This window comes from Pseudomonas sp. UTLPPB19802 (genome assembly GCF_059730225.1).
In genome coordinates this window covers 5,563,904-5,582,915 of record NZ_AP048545.1, presented here as the reverse complement: position 1 = coordinate 5,582,915, position 19,012 = coordinate 5,563,904, and the positions used below count along the sequence as shown (strand labels likewise).

The following is a 19,012-nucleotide window of genomic DNA, read 5'->3' as shown; positions in this document are numbered from 1 at the left end:
AGAATATCTTTGATGGTGCAAGTTCATACAATTATCATTATTATTTCATGAGATTGCGGTCATGCTCGGCTAAAAAGTGTGGCACCTGCTGTTCTATATGAGCAGGAAAAAAGGATTTTAGAAAGGATAGGGAATGCCGAACGTCCAGGAGGACAACTCGCTCGACAACGAGGGAGCCGTAGCGATCGTAGGTATGGCCTGCCGCTTTGCCGGTGCGACCGACCTTCAGGCTTTCTGGAACTTGTTGCTTGAGCAATCTTGCGGTGTGCGTCAGCTGTCCGATGAGGCATTGCTGTCGGCCGGAGTGCCTCCTGAGGTTTTGCGTGATCCGGCGTATGTGAAGGCCAACGGCAGTCTTGAGGACGCATTGTGCTTTGATGCCGGCTTCTTCGGTTACAGCCCGCAGGAAGCCGCCCTGATCGATCCGCAGCATCGAGTCTTTCTCGAAGCCTGTTGGCAGGCGCGTGAAAATGCGATCGGTGCTCGCTCTCCTGAAGAGCGCATCGGTGTCTATGCCGGTGTGGGCTTCAATACCTACCTCCTGACTCACGTACACGCGGGCTCCAAATCATGGCAGGGTCCTGATCGTTGGCGTGCCGGCATCGCCAACGATAAAGACACCCTGACCTCCAGAGTCGCTTACAAGCTCGGCTTGACGGGGCCTGCTGTTACGGTGCAAACCGCCTGTTCGACGTCACTGGTGGCAGTACACCTGGCGTGTCAGGCGATTCTGGACGGTGACTGCGAGATGGCGCTGGCCGGCGGGGCCAGTGTGCATTTTCCGTTAGGTCACGGTTATCGTTATTACGATCAAGGTGTTGAAGCGACCGATGGTGTCTGTCGCCCCTTCAGCCCCAATGCAACGGGCACCGTATTCACCGACGGTGTAGGGGTTGTCGTATTACGCCGGTATGAGGAGGCGCTGCGTGCCGGGGACCGTATCTATGCGGTGATTCGCGGTTCGGCGATCAACAACGATGCTGCCGACAAGGTCGGCTTCACTGCTCCCGGCCTGCGCGGTCAGGTTGAAGTGATTCGTATGGCCCATGCTGTCGCCGGGGTCAGCAGTGATGCCATCGATTATGTCGAGGCGCATGGCACCGGCACCACCGTTGGCGACAGCATTGAGCTGCAGGCTCTGGAGCGGGCCTTCGGCGCAGGCAAGACGTCCGGCTCGCCCTGTCTGCTCGGCGCAGTCAAAGGCAATATCGGGCATGCCGACAGTGCAGCCGGGATTGCGGGGCTGATCAAGGTCGCACTCAGTTTGTTCCATCGTCAATGGCCATCGACCTTGCACGTACCGGAGCACGCAGAGAGGAGCGACGGCTCCAGGTTTTCCGTCTGCCGCCAGCTCACGTCATGGCAGGACGATACTCGGTTGCGGATGGCAGGAATTAGCTCGTTCGGTATTGGCGGCACCAACGCCCATGTGATTGTTCAGCAGGCACCCGAGCAAGCGCTGGGTGGGCAGGCTTATAGCGCAGGCTCACCCGATAGCGGGTGGACGGCAGGCTACTGCTTCAAACGCACGCACCTTGAGTATCAACCGTCACCGACGACCAGCCCGGCAAGCGAGCCTGGTGTCCATCTGACCCAGATGCAGTGGGTCGCGGATTTCGAGCGCCGTCCGGTCGGACAAGGCGCTCTGGGGCATGTCCTGCTGGTTGCAGCCGTGCCCCCACCGATGGCGTTGCTGAGTCACTTGCAGGCGCAGGGAACATTTGATCTTTGGTTGCATGCGGGGTGTGATCCTGAGCAGGGCTGGGATTGCCCTGTGGACCGCCGTTTTGATTTCACAGACAGCGCCCAGTGGGATCAGGCCTGGGTGACTCGAACCCAGGTTCAGCCCCCTTCGGTAATCATCTACCTGGGGGGGCTGGAGAGCACTCAGGTTTCTTTCAATAGCACGCTCGCTTGCGCGCTCGGCTTGGGCCGTTGGATTGCCCGTACACGCAACAGCGATTGGCCTTCTATGGGCGTTCATTGGGTTTCGGCGGGTTTGTTCGTGGCTGATGGCGCGGCGCTGCTGCCAGAGCATGTGGCTATCTGGGGGCCGGCACGTGTCCTGACCCAGGAAGTGGCAGGTGTGTATTGCCGCCTTTATGACGTGCGTGCAGGTCGACATCAGCGCGCCACCCAGGTGTGGTCGACGTTAACGGCCTTGATTTGCGCTGAACAGGCCAGTCCCCAGGCTCACGAGCAGAAGGGGGGATTTGTCCCCTACGCACTGCGCGGTCAACGGGTGTTCGTGCCAAGCCCTATTTCCATACCTCCGGTATCGGCGCCCCCCTCGGGCAGCTCGGTGTTGCGTGAAGGCGGTACCTATCTGATCACCGGTGGTGCCGGTGGCATCGGTCGTGAACTTGCGACCTGGTTGAGTGCGCATTACAGGGCACGGGTCATTGCCTGTGGGCGTCGCCCCATCGAGATGGTAGAAGGGTGGGACGCTTTCCAGGCGCAATACCCCACGGTGCTCTACGTACAGGCTGATGTGCAAAGCGACGCCCAGTTGACGGCGATTGTGCAGCAGACCGGTATTGCCCTGCACGAGATTCAGGGGGTCTTTCATTGTGCCGGTCTTGCCGGCGAAGGTGGACTGGGCACGAAGGATATCGGCGCGGCCTGGCAGCGGTGTGTGGCCAAGGTGGCCGGCGCGCAGACGTTGGGCCGTGTCTTTGCCGACGTTCCGCTGGATTTCATGGTGTTTTTCAGCTCGATCAATGGTTGGGTGGGAGGGCCTGGACAGGCCGAATACTGCTCGGCAAACGCCTACCTGGATGCACTTGCCCAGTCTGGCGACACGCCCTGGCGCACGCTGTCGATTGCTTGGGACACCTGGCTGAACACGGGTATGGCGCGCCGTTCGGCGGTGCCCTCCGGGAGGCTGCCAGCACAGGGCCAGCCCAGTTGGGCGTTGACACTGCCCGCTCACTGCTGGTTATTGCATGAGCATCGCGTTGATGAGGTAGCCCTGTTACCCGCAACGGCCCATGTTGCCTTTTTGCTGCAGGCCAGCCAGGGGGGCGAGCTCGTTGATCTCAAGCTGCTGAATCCGGCTTTGGTGCGCGAAGGTGCACCGATGCATTTGGCTGTATCGGGCCAGGCCGGTTCGGGTGTGCCCCTTCAGGTGGCTGACAGCAGCGGTCTGGTGTTAAGCACGGCCAGAACGGGTGAGTGGCATAGCGGTTCGAAAAACGCTGACTCTGCCTTGAGCGTTCCACCATTTTCAATGACAGCGGCCCAGCACTGTGAGATCCATCTGCCTGCGCGACTGCAAGTCGGCGAACGTTGGCATTGTGTCGAGGGGGTGAGTCGCTGCGCCAGTGTCTACCGGGTGGAGCTGAGCACTGAGTCGCTCATGCAGGACTTTGACGAATGGCCTTGGCATCCTGCTGTGATGGATGTGGCGCTGTTGCCGATCCAAATGGAGGCAGGCTCGTTTTCAGTGCCTGTAGCCTTTGAGCGAGTGCAGGCAACTGAATCATTGGCCACGGCACGCTTTAGCTACGTCAGCTTGCGAGAATCGTCCTCCGTGCAGCAGGTTGCAGATATCTGCATCACGGATGCAGGCAATGCCGTGTTGATGTCGATGTCCGGTGTGACGTTCGTTGCGCTTGAGGCTCGGGTGCTGCGCGAAAAAACGGTGACCGATGAGGCCTTCTCGCGTGGGCTGACTGTGCCGACGGCGCTTGAGCAGCTCCAGCATCTGCTCGACCACTGCGCGCTGGATACCATCATGCTCACGGCAGCGAGTGTGCCTGAGCTGCAACGCTTGAGTGAAGAACGCGCCAGCCGCTATCGCCGTATCACGGTGCAGTCGGCCGACATGACTGAGCCGGTGGTGCAGCAGATCCTGTTTCGTGAACGGCTGCTGTGCCAACTGGTTGCCAGCAGCCTTGGGCATGACGCGGTGACACCCGAGGACAACTTCTTCACGCTTGGTGGCGACTCACTCAGCGGCCTGTTACTGATTGAGAACGCCCGCAAGGAGGGTTTCCAGTTTTCCCTGAACGCGCTTTATGAAGCCAAGACCCTGGCAGACCTTGCACGTAAGGGCAACTGGGGGCGCCAGCTGAATGATACTGTTTCGCGCGTAGAGCCTTTCTCCTTGCTGCACGATGACGATCGCGCCCGTCTTGAAGGGCATGTCGTTGATGCGTTCCCGTTGACTGAGCTGCAAAAAGGGGTGGCTTACTACCGCGCTCGCTACGACGGGCCGTCCCTGTATCGCGACCTGCTTTGGGCAGATCTAGAAGGAGTTTTGGACGAAACGCTGTTGAGACAGGCCTGGGCCCATTGTATTCAGCGCCATCCGGTGCTGCGTTCACAGGTTGACCTCAAGGAGTTCCATGAGCCACTGCAGATCGTTCACGCCCACAGCGAGGCACCCCTGCTGGTCGGTGATCTGGCCGGCCGCAGTGTGCGCGAGTGGGCCATGCAGACTGATCTTGAATCGATCTGTCCGGTGGGGCCGGCGGTCTATGTGTTCGCCTTGCCTGACGGTGATCTGTTGCATGTAGTGTTGCTGCTCGATGATGCCTTGCTCGATGGCTGGAGTTCGACCTCACTGTTGTCGCAATTGCTGATCGGCTACGGGCGGTTGCTGGATGGGCAGGTGCTGTCTGCTCAGCCAGCACTGCCATTGTCATTTCATGATCATGTCCGTCACGAGCGCGACATCATCGCCGCGGGTCAGGAACGTGAGTTCTGGCGTGGGCGTTTGGCCGGTTGTGTACCGTCGTCACTGGCACGCAGCCTCGTGCCGGAGCCGGACCAGACACCTCGGATCACAGTGTGCGAGATGCCGTTTGCCGCCGCGCGACACCTGGATGCGCTGGCCAGGAGCTGTGCAACCACACCCAAAGTGGTGCTGCTGGCGAGTTACCTGCGAGCCCTGTCGCTCTGGTGCAGTACCAGTGAGGTCACCACAGGTCTTGAAACCCACACCCGTCTGGATACCGATGGGGGGGGCGAGGTGCTGGGGCTGCATTTGAACATGCTGCCTTTTCGGCATGTTTTCTCGAGCATGCCAGTTAAACAATACCTGGGTGCAGTGGCAGAGGCGGAAGCATTGACCATTGTTCACCGGCATCTACCGCTCAGCGAGATCCAGCGCGACTGGTCCGTTGCGCTATTCGACAACTGCTTTAACTTCACCCAGTTTCGCAAGCTGCATGAGCTTGCGGGAACAGGCAGCCTAGGCCAGAACTTGCATTTCAAGGGCTATGGAGGGGAGGAAAAGACGCACTATCCGTTCAAGCTCTGGGTTGATTGCAGCCGTGCTGGCGTGTACCAGTTGTATATCGCCTTCGACCGTGGGCGACTCACCGAGGAGCAGGCGCAAAAGATCGCCTCACTGTTCGACCAGGTGCTCGAAGCCTTTGCGCGCAGGCCCGAAGCCGATGTGATGTCGATCACCGTTGAGACCGACAAGGCAGGTATGCCACGTAGCACGCAGGCGATCCCGAGCCTGGGCGATTTGTTCCAGCATGCCTGGCAGGTCCACGCAGATCGTATTGCGGTGCGCGAAGGACAGCAGGTATTCACCTATCGCGATCTGTCGATGGCGGTGCAATGCACCGCGACTGAACTACGCCGGCAGGGTTGTCAGCCCGGTATGACAGTGGCGCTGGCGATGCCGCGCACTTTCGGTTGGGTGGTGTCGATGCTTGGGGCGCTGAAGGCGGGTGCCACGATTCTTCTTATCGACCCTTATCTTCCGCAGGCTCGTATTGATCTGATGTTACGCCAAGGCCGACCCGGGCTCATCGTGGCTGATCCAGGTGTACGGCAAGATCGACTGGCCAACTGGCGTGGCCCGGTTATCGCACCGGTGCAGGAGGCTGCCTGGCGCCTTGAACAGCCGATCGAACCTTGGACTTGCTGCCTCGATCTGCCTGCCTACGTGATTTTCACCTCGGGCAGCATGGGCGTTCCCAAGGGGGTGCTGGGGACCTGCGCAGGATTGGCCAACCGTATCGCTTGGCAATTGCACCGGTATCCGCTTGAACCGGGAGACCTCTTGCTGTCACGTACACCGGCCAGTTTCGTCGATGTATTCTGGGAAAATCTTGGGCCCTTGTGTGCAGGCGCCACGCTACTGATAGCCAATGATGAGCAAAGTCGGGACCCGGCCTGCATCGTCCAACTGCTACAACGCTGGCCGGTAACGCATTTGGTGATTGTGCCCACCTTGCTGGACCCTGTCTTGACAGAGATTGCCAAGAGCCCGCCGCGTGCCGAGTTGGACTTGCGTCAGGTGTCGGTCAGTGGCGAGCCGCTAAAGGCCGCACTAATGGCGCGCGCGCACGCGCTTTTGCCTCGCGTTCGCTGGCTGAACCTATATGGCTCCTCAGAGGTATCGGCAGACGTCAGTGCCTTTGAGCTGGATCAGTGGCAGACCCGATCGAACGCATCCTTGAACGTTCCCGTCGGCTCTGCGCTAAGCAATGTGGGCTTGCACCTGCTCGATGACAACCTGCAGCCGGTACCACCGGGTTGTACAGGAGCGCTTTATGTCAGTGGTCGGGCGCTGGCTCATGGCTACCTGCACCAGCCTGCGTTGACCGCCGCGCGCTTTATACCCAATCCCTGGTCTGAGGGTGAGGACGACACCCGCCTGTTTCGTACAGGTGACATGGGCCGAGAAGGGCCGGATGGGCTGGAGATCGTCGGGCGCTCCGATCGGCAGGTCAAGGTACGAGGTGTACGGATTGACCTGGATGACCTTGAAGGACGTCTGGAACGTCTGGCGCCGGTACTGCGAGCGGCGGTAGTTGATAGCTCAGGTCGGCTGACGGCCTATGTCCAGTGTCAGCCGCAGGTCGATCCAGAGCAGCTTTGGCCGGCTTTACGCGAGCAACTGCTGCCTGAGGAGCGGCCTGCACAGCTGAGGTTGGTCACAGGTATGCCATTGACGGGCGCAGGAAAAATCGATCGTCTTGCGCTGGTCGGTACGGGGACGCTGCACTCGGACAGGGCGCAGGTTCCATTGCAGGGAGACGCTGAAATTCGCCTGGCCGTCCTGTGGCGTGAGTTGCTGCCGCATGCGAGTGTTCATGCTGACAGCCACTTTGATGAGCTGGGTGGGCATTCACTGCTGGTATTACAACTGGCAGGCGCGATTGAGAGAACGTTTGGCTTGCGACTGGGTATCGCCACGTTGCAGGCGACCACCCAGTTGCGGGCGCAGGCGCTATTGCTGCAGGTACGCGGGAGCACGCCTCTGGCTCAAGAGCGGCACCTTGAGTCCGACCTGGCTACGCAGCTGTTGCCTTTTGCACCAACGTCTTTGCAGCAAGCTTATTGGGTCGCACGTCACCGCGAGGGGCAGGACGGCGGCAGTAGCCACGTGTACCAGGAGTGGCAGATCCCGACGCTTGACGTGCCGCGTCTGGAGGCCGCATGGAACCGGCTGATCGAACGACATGGCATGCTGCGCGCGCATATCGAATCGGATGGCTTGCTGACGGTGCGCGAGACACATACGTACCGTATCGAGCACGACGATCTGTCTGCCTTGTCGCCCCAGGCGTGTGAGGCGCAACTGTTACGTTGGCGTGAGCAGCATGCCCTCGAGCCTTTGACAGACCGTGACGAGCCGTTCCAACTACGGGTATTCCAACTGCCCGGCGGCCAGTGTGTGCTGGTGGTGAAGTTCGATCTCTTGTTTGCCGATGCATGGAGTATGGGCATCATTGCACGTGAGCTGTGGGCGCTCTACGCGGCCCCGGCGATTGAGCTGCCCGTCCTGAAGATCTCTTTCCGTGATGTACTTGAACACGCGCGCATGCACGATCACCACGCAACCCGTGAGGCTGCCCGACGCTATTGGAGCGAGCGTATGGCAGGCTTCTCGGGCGTACCTCACTTGCCGGTTCGTGCACAAACACCTGAAAGGCTCACCGTACGAAGGCTTGATCTGGTACTGGAGTCTCCCCAGAAGCAGGCCTTGGAGTCGCTGGCTGCACGCGCCGGTTTGAGTCTGAGCAGTCTGCTGCTGGCTGCATACGCGGCGGTGCTCCAGCGTTGGTCCGTGAAAAAGGCGTTTGCGCTGACGCTGACCCTGTTTGATCGTCCGTTTGTGCACCCTCAAGTCAACCACGTGGTGGGGGATTTTACCTCGGTGCTCTGGTTGGCCATCCAGGGTGAACGCCCTGACGCCTTTCTGGACTTTGCCCGATCGCTGCACGGTCAGTTGCTCGAAGGGTTGGAGCACCGAGCGTTCAATGGCATTGACCTGGCGCGTGCGGTCCAGTCGCAATGGCGTGAGGTGGATGCGATGCGCTATGTCTTCACCTACATCGCCGAGGTAGACGGCGGTTCGGCGGTATTTCCTGCCGATTGCGTGGAGCGCTATCGCATTACCCGAACCGCGGGTGTGTGGATCGACAATCAGGTCGTCGGCGAAGCAGGAAAGCTACGTCTGCACTGGGATGTGGTCGATGAGCGCTTTGCCGAGGGTGTGGTCGACGACATGTTTGTCGCTTACCGCGCGCTGGTCGAAGCCTTGCTGGCGGCTGCAGACGGTGCGAGTCACGCCGAGGGAATCGAATTGAGGCTGCCACCTGCTCAGCAGGCGCGTCGACAGACTGACCATCAGGCGGATCCGCTTTGGCAAGATTATCTGGCGACTATCGAGGCGCACTGTGTCGAGACCCCTGACGCCATCGCCGTGATTGCGGGCGACACCAGGCTGACCTATGCGCAACTTTGGGCCCAGGCCCAGCATCTGGCTTGCTACTTGAAGGCCGTTGCGCCGGAGGCCGAGAGCGTGGCCATCCATTTGGAGCCTGGCTGGCGCTACGTTGTGGTCGTGCTCGCGACTCAGATGGCGGGTGTGGCCTATGTTCCGCTGTCGGTGCGCTGGCCGCGGGTACGTGTGATCGATGTCATGCAAGCCTATGGCATCGCCCATGTCTTCTCGGATGAAGAGGTCGCCACCTGGAGCCCGGAACTTTCCCGGACGCAGGTGTTGTCGGTATCAGGGCCAGGCAATACACATGAGGTGCTTGCTCCGCTGAAGATGGCTTCGGATCCTTCGTTGCTGGCTTATGTGATCTTCACCTCAGGCAGCAGTGGTGAACCCAAAGGCGTCATGATGCGCCGAGGGGCAGTCGCCAACACGTTGCGCGACATCTGCACTCGTCTGCGCATGAACCGTAGTAGCCGCGTGTTCGGGTTATCCGATCCAGGCTTCGATCTATCGGTCTTCGACATGCTCGGCACGCTGATGGTGGGGGGCGCCTTGGTGTTGCCTGAGGCTGAGGATCGAATGAACCCTCAGGCCTGGTGGTCGCTGTGCCGTCGGCATGCCGTGACGATCTGGAATACGGCGCCAGCGTTGTTCGAGATGCTCGCTGACTACGGTATCGGCAAAACCGATCGGCTCGGTACGCTTGGGCTGCGCTGGGTGATGCTCAGTGGTGACTGGATACCGTTGAGCCTGCCTGAGCAGTTGCGCGAGCTGGCCCCCGGCGCCCGTTTGCTTTCTTTGGGCGGTGCCACTGAAGCGGGCATCTGGTCGGTCTCCTTTCCCGTCACCACCGTCCAGTCCAGTTGGATCAGCATTCCCTACGGGCTGCCACTTCGCGGGCAGCGCTGCGACATCGTGGATGAGTTCGGTGAGTCTTGTCCCGACGGCGTGGTGGGGGAGTTGACCATCGCCGGTGCGAGCCTTAGTGACGGTTACTGGCAACGTCCAGTACTCACCGAGCGAGCTTTTTACATTGATGAGCGCACGGGTGAGCGACGTTATCGCACTGGAGATTTGGCCCGCTATCGCACCGATGGGGTGATCGAGTTGCTGGGCCGTATGGATTCGCAGATCAAGATTGCCGGGCATCGGATCGAATGCATGGAAGTTGAGCATGCCGTGCTGACGCATCCTGGTGTCACGCGTGCCATCGTGGTGCCTATCAAGGGTCACGGTGCGTTGGTCCTGCACGCTGTGCTTGAGCACGAGGACGGTGTTTCGATCGAGTCCATTCGTCAGCACTGTGCGCAGCGTTTGCCCGAACCCATGGTGCCGCGGCATTGGCACCGTTACCCGCGTATACCCCTGAGCGACAACGGCAAGGTCGATCGCCGTGCGTTGCAAGAACAGGTCAAAGCAACATTACAAGAGCAAGAGAAGGTCTAGGATGGCGTGGGCAATGATGAGGATTCATAGGCGTCGGCACCTGGCATGGGCGGCAGGCCTGTTGCTGGGATTGGCCATGCAGGGGGCTGCTGCACAGGAGGGCGTTTATCTGTCGAAGGACTGTGCTGCCTGCCACGATACGGAGCAGGGGCGAAACCAAGGCATTCCCACCCTCATGGGGCAAAAGCGCGAATTTCTACGTAACCGGCTGGAAAGTTTCCGTCACCCAGGGTCGGACGCCAAGATGATGCTGCGACTGATACCTGGCTACTCCCCCGCAGAGGTTGAGCAGATAGCGGACTATCTGTCGACGCGGCCTTCGTCGTTGAGCAAGGCCCCCGATGCCCCTGCACAGGGGGCCTCTGCGGGTCTTGTTCAGTACCTGGAACATTGTGCGAGCTGCCACGAGCAGCTCGACGCCAGCCCGCTGCTGCTGGGCCAGAACCGCACCTATCTGGTCAACGCATTGCGCGACTTTATCTTTGGTGTCCGGCAGATGCCGGACGGCATGCGTCAGAGCATGGCCGCGCTGACTTCCGAGAACCTGGCGGCAGTGCTTGATTTCATGGCGACATCCAAGAAAGGAAAAGAGTAAAGCGTATGACTCCAGGATTTCTCTTAACCGTTGCGAGCAAGAGTCGGTGCCACACTGTCTGGGTGATGGCCATGTTGCTTGGTACTTCGTTTTCGGTCGTGGCGGCCGATGAAGCGCCCAAGCCGCTTGAACCGAGTCCGTTCTTTATCGGCGCCTCGGCCTATTCGAAGATTATGTGCTCAGGCGTGTTTGTTTCGGGGCTGAGCGAGAATCAGATCCGCATGGAAGACCTGGCAACCTTGCCTGCCTTTCAAGTCGAGATCGACCGCGAGCATCGTACCGTTTCGGCGCTGATGCGCTCCGGTAAGCGAGTGGCTCGTTATCGAGACGGGCTTGGCTGTACGCTCGATAATCAGCCATCAGCGTTGCTCGAACGCGCCGACTCGCCCAAGTCCTACCCTCAGGTGAGTGAGTCCAACGTCGCCCACCCGTCGGCATTACCCGTTCAGGCACGAGCAGAGCTGGGTCCGATCCTGGAACGTGCTTTCGAGGAAGATGATTCGGCCTTGCTCAAGAGCACTCGTGCGATTGTGGTGATCCACCGAGGCAAGGTCATTGGCGAGAAGTACGCCGATGGCGTGACGCCTGATACGCCGCTGCCGGGGTATTCGATGGTCAAGGGTGTCGCGAACCTCATGACAGGGCTCTTGATCCAGAAAGGCTGGCTGACGACACAGAGCATGGGGCTACGTCCAGAATGGGGTGTTGTTGCCTCAGATGCACGCAACAGTATCTCGGTCGATCAGTTGCTACGCATGACCTCGGGTCTGGACTGGTCGGAGCGCTATCTGGGGGAGATGTCTGACCTGATGGTCATGCTCACCTCGGCTCCTGACCCGGCGGCCTATGCGGCTGCCAAGCCCCTGGCCAAACCGGTCAGCCAAACGGACACGGCAAAAGCCTTGCCTAATGCCGATGCGTTGGCCTCGGTGCTTGGCACATCCAGTGTGTCGCGTTCACTGGAGGCGCCCAAGACTGTGCTGCCGGGGCAGGCGTGGCGCTATTCAGGCGGCTCGTATGAACTGCTGTCCGACACCCTCGCCAGGACCCTGCGTGCCCATGATCAGGACCCACTGGTCTTTCCGTATCGCCATTTGTTCCAGCCGCTGGGCATGACCAGTGCCACCTTGGAGGCGGCGCCCAACGGCAACTACATGCTGTCCTCGTTCATGTTGGCCAGTCCCAGGGACTGGGGGCGCCTTGGCCTGTTCCTGTTGGATGAGCATCAAGGCAAGCAGCGCTCCGGGGTGGCCTTGCCTGCCAACTGGCTCAAGGACAGCTTGAACCCGACTGTTGCACAGGACATGCCGGTCGGTACGGAGATGGGTTCAGGCTATTGGCTCAACTCGCTGGGCGAGCGAGTGCCGCACGGCACCTTTTACCTGGGAGGCTTTCAGGGGCAGTTCCTGGTGGTTGTTCCTGAGCGCGACCTGGTCGTGGTTCGGCTCGGTACGACTTCATCGGATGGCAACTGGGTCATGCGCAAACTGATGGACGACCTGATGCAGGTCATCAACTGAAAACAACAACCGTACCTGTTGTGCAAGCGACAACCTCTACCTGATGGAGCATAACTAGATGAAGAAACTGATTCCTGCGACTTTGTGGTTCGTCACTGCCATGGCCTGCTCGCAGGTGTGGGCCCAAGGGGAGTTGACCGGCACCCAGACTGGCGCTTCGGAGGAACCCTCCGGACCGGTGGCATCGATCGTCAGCGTTTACGTGAATCCGACCAAGCAGCAGGAGTTTCAGAACTTCTATAAGCAGCAATACGCGGCCCAATCTCGCCATCACGACGGCTTGATCGAGTCCTACTTGCTGTTTCCAGCCACCGGCGACACTTCGTCACCGATCAAGCACGTCACCGTGTGGCGAGACCGTTCGGCTTACGACGCCTTCATGAAACAGGTGACCAGCGGCGAGCATCCGGTAGGTGCCAAGACCAGCTATGGCTACGGCGAGGGCATGTACTCCCGGCGCCCGATCTATGAGCTGTATTCGGTCGCCCAGCACAAGGTGGATGTTTCGGCTGCACCTGATGCTGCGAAGAAGAACTAACCGCCTATGAGCTCTCCTGAACCTTTCGAAAGTGCAACGCTGTCGACCCTTGATCAGGTTCGACGCATTGTCGAGTCTGTGCTCGGGCTGGTGGTCCCTGATGCTGATGACAACCTTATCGGCCTGGGCGCCAACTCGATGGAGCTGGTGCGCATCATCAACCTCATCGAGGATGGCATGGGGCTGCGCCTGAGGTTCGAAGAGGTCAGCTTCGAACCTTCGATCACGGCATTGGTTAAGAATGTCCAGGCCGCGCGTGAGCATCAGGCCCAGCCGATGTCTGAGTCTGGACCGGAGACTCACCGGCCGGTTGTCCCTGATCAGGCTGTGCACCAGGACCCTGTGACCGTCACTGGCGTACGCAATGACAATGATTGGCCGGCGGTCAGTCTGGCCGTCAGCACACCTTCCGACGACGCGAAAGGTGCCAGTGTGCGTACCTTCGGCCCTCAAGTGCTCGAACTGAGCGCTATCGCGCATTTGCTGGATGCCCTTGGGCATCCTACGCGTGGAGCGTCTGGGCAGGTCGGTTACGCCTCGGCAGGTGGGCTGTATCCCGTGCAAACCTACCTGTATGTAAAGGCAGGCAGGGTACAGGGGTTGCAGTGCGGTCTCTACTACTTCCATCCGGGACGCCGTGAGCTCTGGCTACTGGTGCCAGACCTGGTGCTCGGAGAATCGCTTTACGAACCGGTGCTCAATGCGCCGCTTTACCGCGCGGCGGCGTTCGCGCTGTTTCTGGTGTCCCGACCGGCGTCCATCGAGCCTTCTTATGCGGGCCGTTCGCATGATTATTGCCTGTTGGAAGCCGGCGCCATGGCGCAGTTGCTGCGCATGCGCGCGCCCTCTTGCGGCATTGGGTTGTGTGCCATCGGTGATGTTGCGTTCGAATCGGTTCGCAACTGGTTTGAGCTGGACGATGACCAAGCGTGCCTGCACTCGTTGGTCGGGGGCGGTGCGCCGTGAGCAGGGCGTCGGTGGGGCAGCCACTCTCGAGCAATCAGCAGTCGCTGTGGCGGTATCAGCGGTTGTTCCCCCAGGCTCAGACCTACGGGATGCTGGGGCTGGCGCGTACGTCAGGGGTGCCGGACATCAAGGTCCTGCAGCGTGCCTACCGACGCTTGCTGGATCGTCACGAAATTCTTCGTTGTCAGATCATCGAGTCCGAAGGGGGAGAGGCGCTGGCCCATCCGGTACCTCTCCAGACGCTGGTTGATGACGAGTTGTTGGCGTTCGTGGACGCTAGCGAATGGTCGTCTGGCCAACTGGCTGCCTTTGTCGACGAACGTTTTGACCGTGCGCATCAGATCTCCGGCAAAATGTTGTTTCACTGTGTCGCGCTGGCCGCTCGGCGAGCCACGGTCGAGGCTCTGACGGCTGCACAAGCCGAAGATGAGCCAGTCTGCGGTCATGGCGGGTCAGAAATCGTGGGATTGCTGGTGTTTACCGGACACCATCTGGTAATCGACTTCCTGTCGTTTCCCATGGTGTTGAAGGAACTGCAGTCTCTTCTTGACGAGCAGCAGGGGTTACCTGTTTATGCTCGGGATCGTTATTTGGCCGACGCCAACGCCTTTGCTCTTGCCCAGTCTGAAAAGACGCTGATCGCCAAGCAGGAGGCCGCGATCTCGGCGTTCGCCAGGCACATGGCCTCGCCGCCACAACCTCTGCGTTTTGGTGATCAAAGCCTGAGCTCGTCTGCCCCTGTTCATGTAGCCCGTGAACGGCGTTTTGCGATACCCGACGCCGTTCGTGAATGGGTGCGGCAGTGTGCTCACGAGCATGCGGTCACCCCTTACGTGGTCATGCTATCGCTGTTCCAGGTGCTTCTGTCTGTGCAGTGCAGCGCCTCAGACATCAGCGTGGCCACGCCCATGCACGGTCGTCAGCGCCGCCTGTTCAGCCGCACCATTGGCTATTTCGCCAATGTCCTGCCCATACGCCAACAGATTGCGGCCACTGACTGTTTTGGCGATTTGCTGCATCGTAACCAACTCGCTGTCCGTGAGACCCTGAGGCTGGCGTGCATTCCCTTTCAGGTGCTGTGCGAGCGCGCCCAGGTGCATGAACTGCGTCCAGGACTGACCGCACTGACCCAGGTCGCCCTCATTTGGGATGTGATGTCTGCATCGGACGGTGCCACAGGCCTGCAGCCGCTGTTGATTGAACAGCGTGGTTCGCCCTACGAGCTTGCCCTCACAGTCTATGCCCAGCAACAGACCTGGACTTGCGGGCTCAAGCACGATGCGGCTTTCGTATCGGCGCATTTTGTCGAGCGCTTTATCGAGGCGCTGCCTGTGTTCGCGCAACGACTTGCCCAGGGCCCAGGTGTGGCGTTGGGTAACCTGGGCTTTGTCCAGCCGCCAGACTGGCACTGCCCAGCGCAAATCGTGCCGTCGCCTGCATCGGATCTGATTGAGCAAGCCTTTGTCCGCAATGCCAGAGTGAGAGCCGATGAGATCGCCATACGCGAGGCAGGCCGAACGCTGACTCATACCGAACTTGAGCGGATGACCCGGGGCATGGCATCGGCGCTCCTGCAATGCACCGCTGGCGGGCTTATCGGCATCCTCATGGAACGAGGTACTGAGGCGGTGCTGGCGATGCTGTCGGCGTTTCGTGCAGGTATTGCCTTTGTCCCGTTACACCCGGAACAGGCCCCGTTATGGTTGGCGCAGGCCTGCGAAGATGCCGGTTTGAACACGTTGATCTTTTCCAGCGCTCAGCAAGCGCTCGCGCAAGGGCTACCTGTGCCTGGCCTTGCCTATGCGCATTGGCAGGAGATGGCGCAAAAGGCGCCGCTGGCTGATCTGCCCTGCGTGCATTCGCTTGAGATGGCCTATCTGATCTACACCTCCGGCTCCACTGGGGCGCCCAAGGGGGTGACTGTCTCGCGCTCAAGCTTGCAGCATCTGATGGCGGCCACCCGTTTTCTGTTCGCTGGCGAAGATCAGCGCTGGGTTCTTGCCCATCACGCCAGTTTCGACTTTGCCCTTTGGGAACTGTTTGGACCGTTGGTACACGGACACAGCCTGACGGTGCTCGACGAGCGATGTGTAACGTTGCCTGAAGCGTTGTTCGAGACGATTTTGCGTGATGGCATTACCCACATGGGGCTAACGCCGGCGGCCTGTCGTCTCTTGCTACCGCTGTTGGAGCGACGGGGCATTGGTCGCCTTCGCTGCATCTGTGCCGGTGGCAGCGCCGTAGATGCTGCACTGGCGAACGCCATCACAACGCTCGGCCTTGAGGCCTGGAGTTTATATGGCCCCACCGAAGTCACCGTTTGGGCCAGCAGTGCGCGTATTGGCGAAGGTCGTGCGGGGACACGTATCGGCCGGCCCTTTGCAGGTTTGCGCGCCTATGTGCTGGACGAGGCATTGCAATGGGTCCCCGAGCACTGTGTGGGGGAACTGTACCTGGCAGGGCCACAAGTTGCGGGTTATCTAAGGCCGGCCGCCACAGCAACAAGTTTTGTCCCCGACCCCTGGCAGGCGGGTCAGCGTATGTATCGCACCGGTGATCGGGTTCGCTACACGCAGTCTGAAGGCCTGGAGTTCGTCGGGCGTGTGGACCGGCAGACGAAGCTCAACGGTTATCGTGTCGAGCTGGATGCCATCGCTCATCTGCTGTCTGGGTGTGAGGGGGTCGCGCAATTGACCTGTCTGCATCTGCCTGCACAAGGCCTCTGTGTGCCCTACACAACGGCTGATGGGCAACCGCTACCGCTTCTGAAGCTGGCGGCGTTTGCCCGTGAAGTGCTGCCCAAATACATGCTGCCGGTGCGTTTTCTTCACATCCGCGACTTTCCACTCACACGCAATAGCAAACCCGACCTGACGACACTGGCCGAGCAACTGTCGGCGAGCCTTGCGCAGCAGCAGCGGCCTCAAGTCCTCAATGAGGCCCGATGGCTGGAAGAAATTCTTGCCATGCTGCGTCAGGAACTGGGGGCATCGTCGGTACAAGCCGACAGAAATTTTCATGAGTTGGGCGCCACTTCGATCATTCTGGCGCGGTTGCAGGCCCATCTTGTAGCGCTAGCGGCCTTGGCGCCTGAACTGGTGGACCTCTACACCTTCACGACCCCACGAAGCCTCGCGCGCTGGTTGGCTGAGGGGACGGGCGCCCAAGTATTGTCGCCGGTGCACGCACCAGCTGGATGGCAGGGGCGTCGGCCGCGGGCACTGCGTCTGAGCCAGCACTTGTCAAGGAAGACATGACCCATGTGTGGATTCGTTGTTGCCTGCCACCACAACACCCCTGTTCGGATGAGTGCGCTGGAATCTGCGCTTGATTCGCTACGTCATCGTGGCCCCGATGGACGTTCGTTATGGTTGTCTCAGGACGGCCACTGCGCGATGGGGTTTCACCGCCTGGCCTTGGTAGGTGCTCGAGAGCAAGCGCAGCCTTTCCATGCCGGTGATGTGCATGTCGTCGTCAATGGCGAGATCTACGGTCATGCAGCGTTGCGTCGTGAGTTGGTGGCCGGGATCGCGCGTTTTGCCACTGATTCCGATTGTGAAGTTCTGTTGCACGGCTACCTACGTGACGGCATTGAGTACGTGCGCGAGCTCAATGGTGAGTTTGCCAGCGTTGTCTGGGATGCGCGGCGGCGCAGGCTGTTTGCGATCCGTGACCGTTGGGGTGTCAAACCCCTGTTCTACAGGCTTTCGGAGCAGGGGATCCACCTGGCTTCCGAGGTCAAGGCGCTCATCGCGCTGGGAGCATCGCCTCGCTGGAATCATGCTGCACTGTTCCAGCATTTCTTCGCCTCGGTCGGACCTGCCCAGACGCTGTTCGATGGCATCTATCAGGTGCCGCCGGGCCACGTGCTTGAATGGAGCGCGCAAGGCTGTTCGGTGAAGCCATTGCTGGACCTTGCACATGAAGTGGATCAAGCGGCCCGCGAGCACTTGACGGCGGCTCCGCATGAATGGATGCCTCGTCTGGTTGAGGGGCTGCGTCGGTCTGTACAAGACCGTTTTCAGGGGGATGCACCGGTTGCCTGTTACCTCAGTGGCGGTGTCGATTCGGCGACAGTCGCCGCGCTAGCGGCTGATCATGACAGGACAGGGTTGACTGCCTTCACCGTTGACTTTGGGGCAGGGGCTGACGATGCCCGTCAGGCTGCCTGCATTGCAGCCAGTCTTGGAATTCGGCACGAAGTGGTACCGGTCAGCGAGGGGCAACTGGCCGATCACTTTGCCGACGCGGTACGCCATGCCGAGACCATTGGCTTCAATTCTATCGGTTCGGCACGCTGGATACTCGGACGTGCACTTGCTGGCAGTGGATACAAGGCTGTCCTGGCAGGAGATGGCGCGGATGAGCTGTTCGCAGGGTATGGTTTCTCAAGCGTTGAGCGACTGAGTGCGCGCTCGCCCAACCACGCGCGCCTGATGGAGCAGGTGTTGGAAGACGGACGTTCGGCACTCGCTGCCCAGATGGGGCAGGCGCTGCCTCTTTTTGACATGAATCCCGATCGCTATGGTGGCCAGGTTCCCTATCTGCTGGCGAGCTGGAACCACCAGCGCAGCGGGCTGCACCACCTTCTGCACCCCCAGTTTCTGGAAGCATTTCAAGGCCGCAACCCCTACGACGTGCTGGTGCAGCAAACAGGGGCATTGGCGGTCTCTGGCCTGCGTCGCTCGCTCCGATTATGGCAACAGTCGCTGTTCGTCAATCACATCCTGGTATCCGAACGCTTCGATATGGCCCATGGCGTGGAGACACGCTATCCGTTCCTGGACAACCGTGTTGCAGCCATTGCTGCGATGTTGCCGGATCACTGGTTGGTCGAGGGGGCTCAAGAGAAACGCTTTTTGCGTGAGGCCGTTGCTGCTGTGACGCCCGAGTCGGCGCGTTGCGCGATCAAGCGGCCTTTTGAGGCGCCTGCGGTTTTCGCAGGTCCAGATGAAGGCCCGATGCGGCGGTACTTGCGCGAGGTGCTGCACGACAAGCAGGTGCAGCAGTCCGCAATCTTCGATACGCAACAGCTTCTGCGCTTGCACGCGCGCTTGCCATCGCTGTCCGGCAAGGCTGCCAGGTACGTGGACAGCCTGTTGACGATGGCCTTGAGTTTTTTCGTATTGCAACAGGGTTTTGGGTTGAGCGAATGAATACCGAACGCCCGGTTTTCGCCGTTCTTTTTCGCTTTTCTCGTTCTGCGGACGAGAAACATTCAAAAAAAACAGGCGCTTGAGCGCGACATGATG

Annotated in this window: 7 protein-coding genes; all 7 read left to right on the top strand. The window is 60.1% G+C overall.

What is annotated here, in order from left to right:
- Positions 1 to 133 precede the first annotated feature (133 nt).
- The 7 genes from AC6I6U_RS24065 (at position 134) to asnB (ending at position 18,916) form a co-directional block, all read left to right on the top strand.
- Positions 134 to 10,141 carry an amino acid adenylation domain-containing protein gene (locus tag AC6I6U_RS24065; protein ID WP_497878509.1) on the top strand — a complete coding sequence of 3,336 codons (10,008 nt, stop codon included), beginning with the start codon at positions 134 to 136 and terminating at the stop codon, positions 10,139 to 10,141.
- Positions 10,142 to 10,154: 13 nt separating this feature from the next.
- Positions 10,155 to 10,736, top strand: coding sequence for a c-type cytochrome (locus tag AC6I6U_RS24060; RefSeq protein ID WP_497878508.1), 582 nt, complete (start codon positions 10,155 to 10,157; stop codon positions 10,734 to 10,736).
- Between the two features lie 71 nt (positions 10,737 to 10,807).
- Positions 10,808 to 12,256, top strand: a complete 1,449-nt coding sequence (locus AC6I6U_RS24055) for a serine hydrolase domain-containing protein (protein WP_497878507.1) — start codon at positions 10,808 to 10,810, stop codon at positions 12,254 to 12,256.
- A 58-nt stretch (positions 12,257 to 12,314) separates the two neighbouring features.
- On the top strand, positions 12,315 to 12,794 hold the full coding sequence (locus tag AC6I6U_RS24050) for an antibiotic biosynthesis monooxygenase family protein (protein WP_497878506.1): 480 nt from the start codon (positions 12,315 to 12,317) through the stop codon (positions 12,792 to 12,794).
- A gap of 6 nt (positions 12,795 to 12,800) precedes the next feature.
- Complete coding sequence (locus AC6I6U_RS24045) at positions 12,801 to 13,760, top strand: nitroreductase family protein (protein ID WP_497878505.1); 960 nt, start codon at positions 12,801 to 12,803, stop codon at positions 13,758 to 13,760.
- 11 nt (positions 13,761 to 13,771) lie between these two features.
- Positions 13,772 to 17,017 (top strand): AMP-binding protein, encoded by a 3,246-nt coding sequence (locus tag AC6I6U_RS24040; protein WP_497878504.1) that lies wholly within the window; start codon positions 13,772 to 13,774, stop codon positions 17,015 to 17,017.
- 3 nt (positions 17,018 to 17,020) lie between these two features.
- The gene (asnB, locus tag AC6I6U_RS24035) at positions 17,021 to 18,916 is read left to right on the top strand and encodes an asparagine synthase (glutamine-hydrolyzing) (RefSeq protein WP_497878503.1); all 1,896 of its coding nucleotides are present in this window, start codon (positions 17,021 to 17,023) and stop codon (positions 18,914 to 18,916) included.
- Positions 18,917 to 19,012 lie beyond the last annotated feature (96 nt).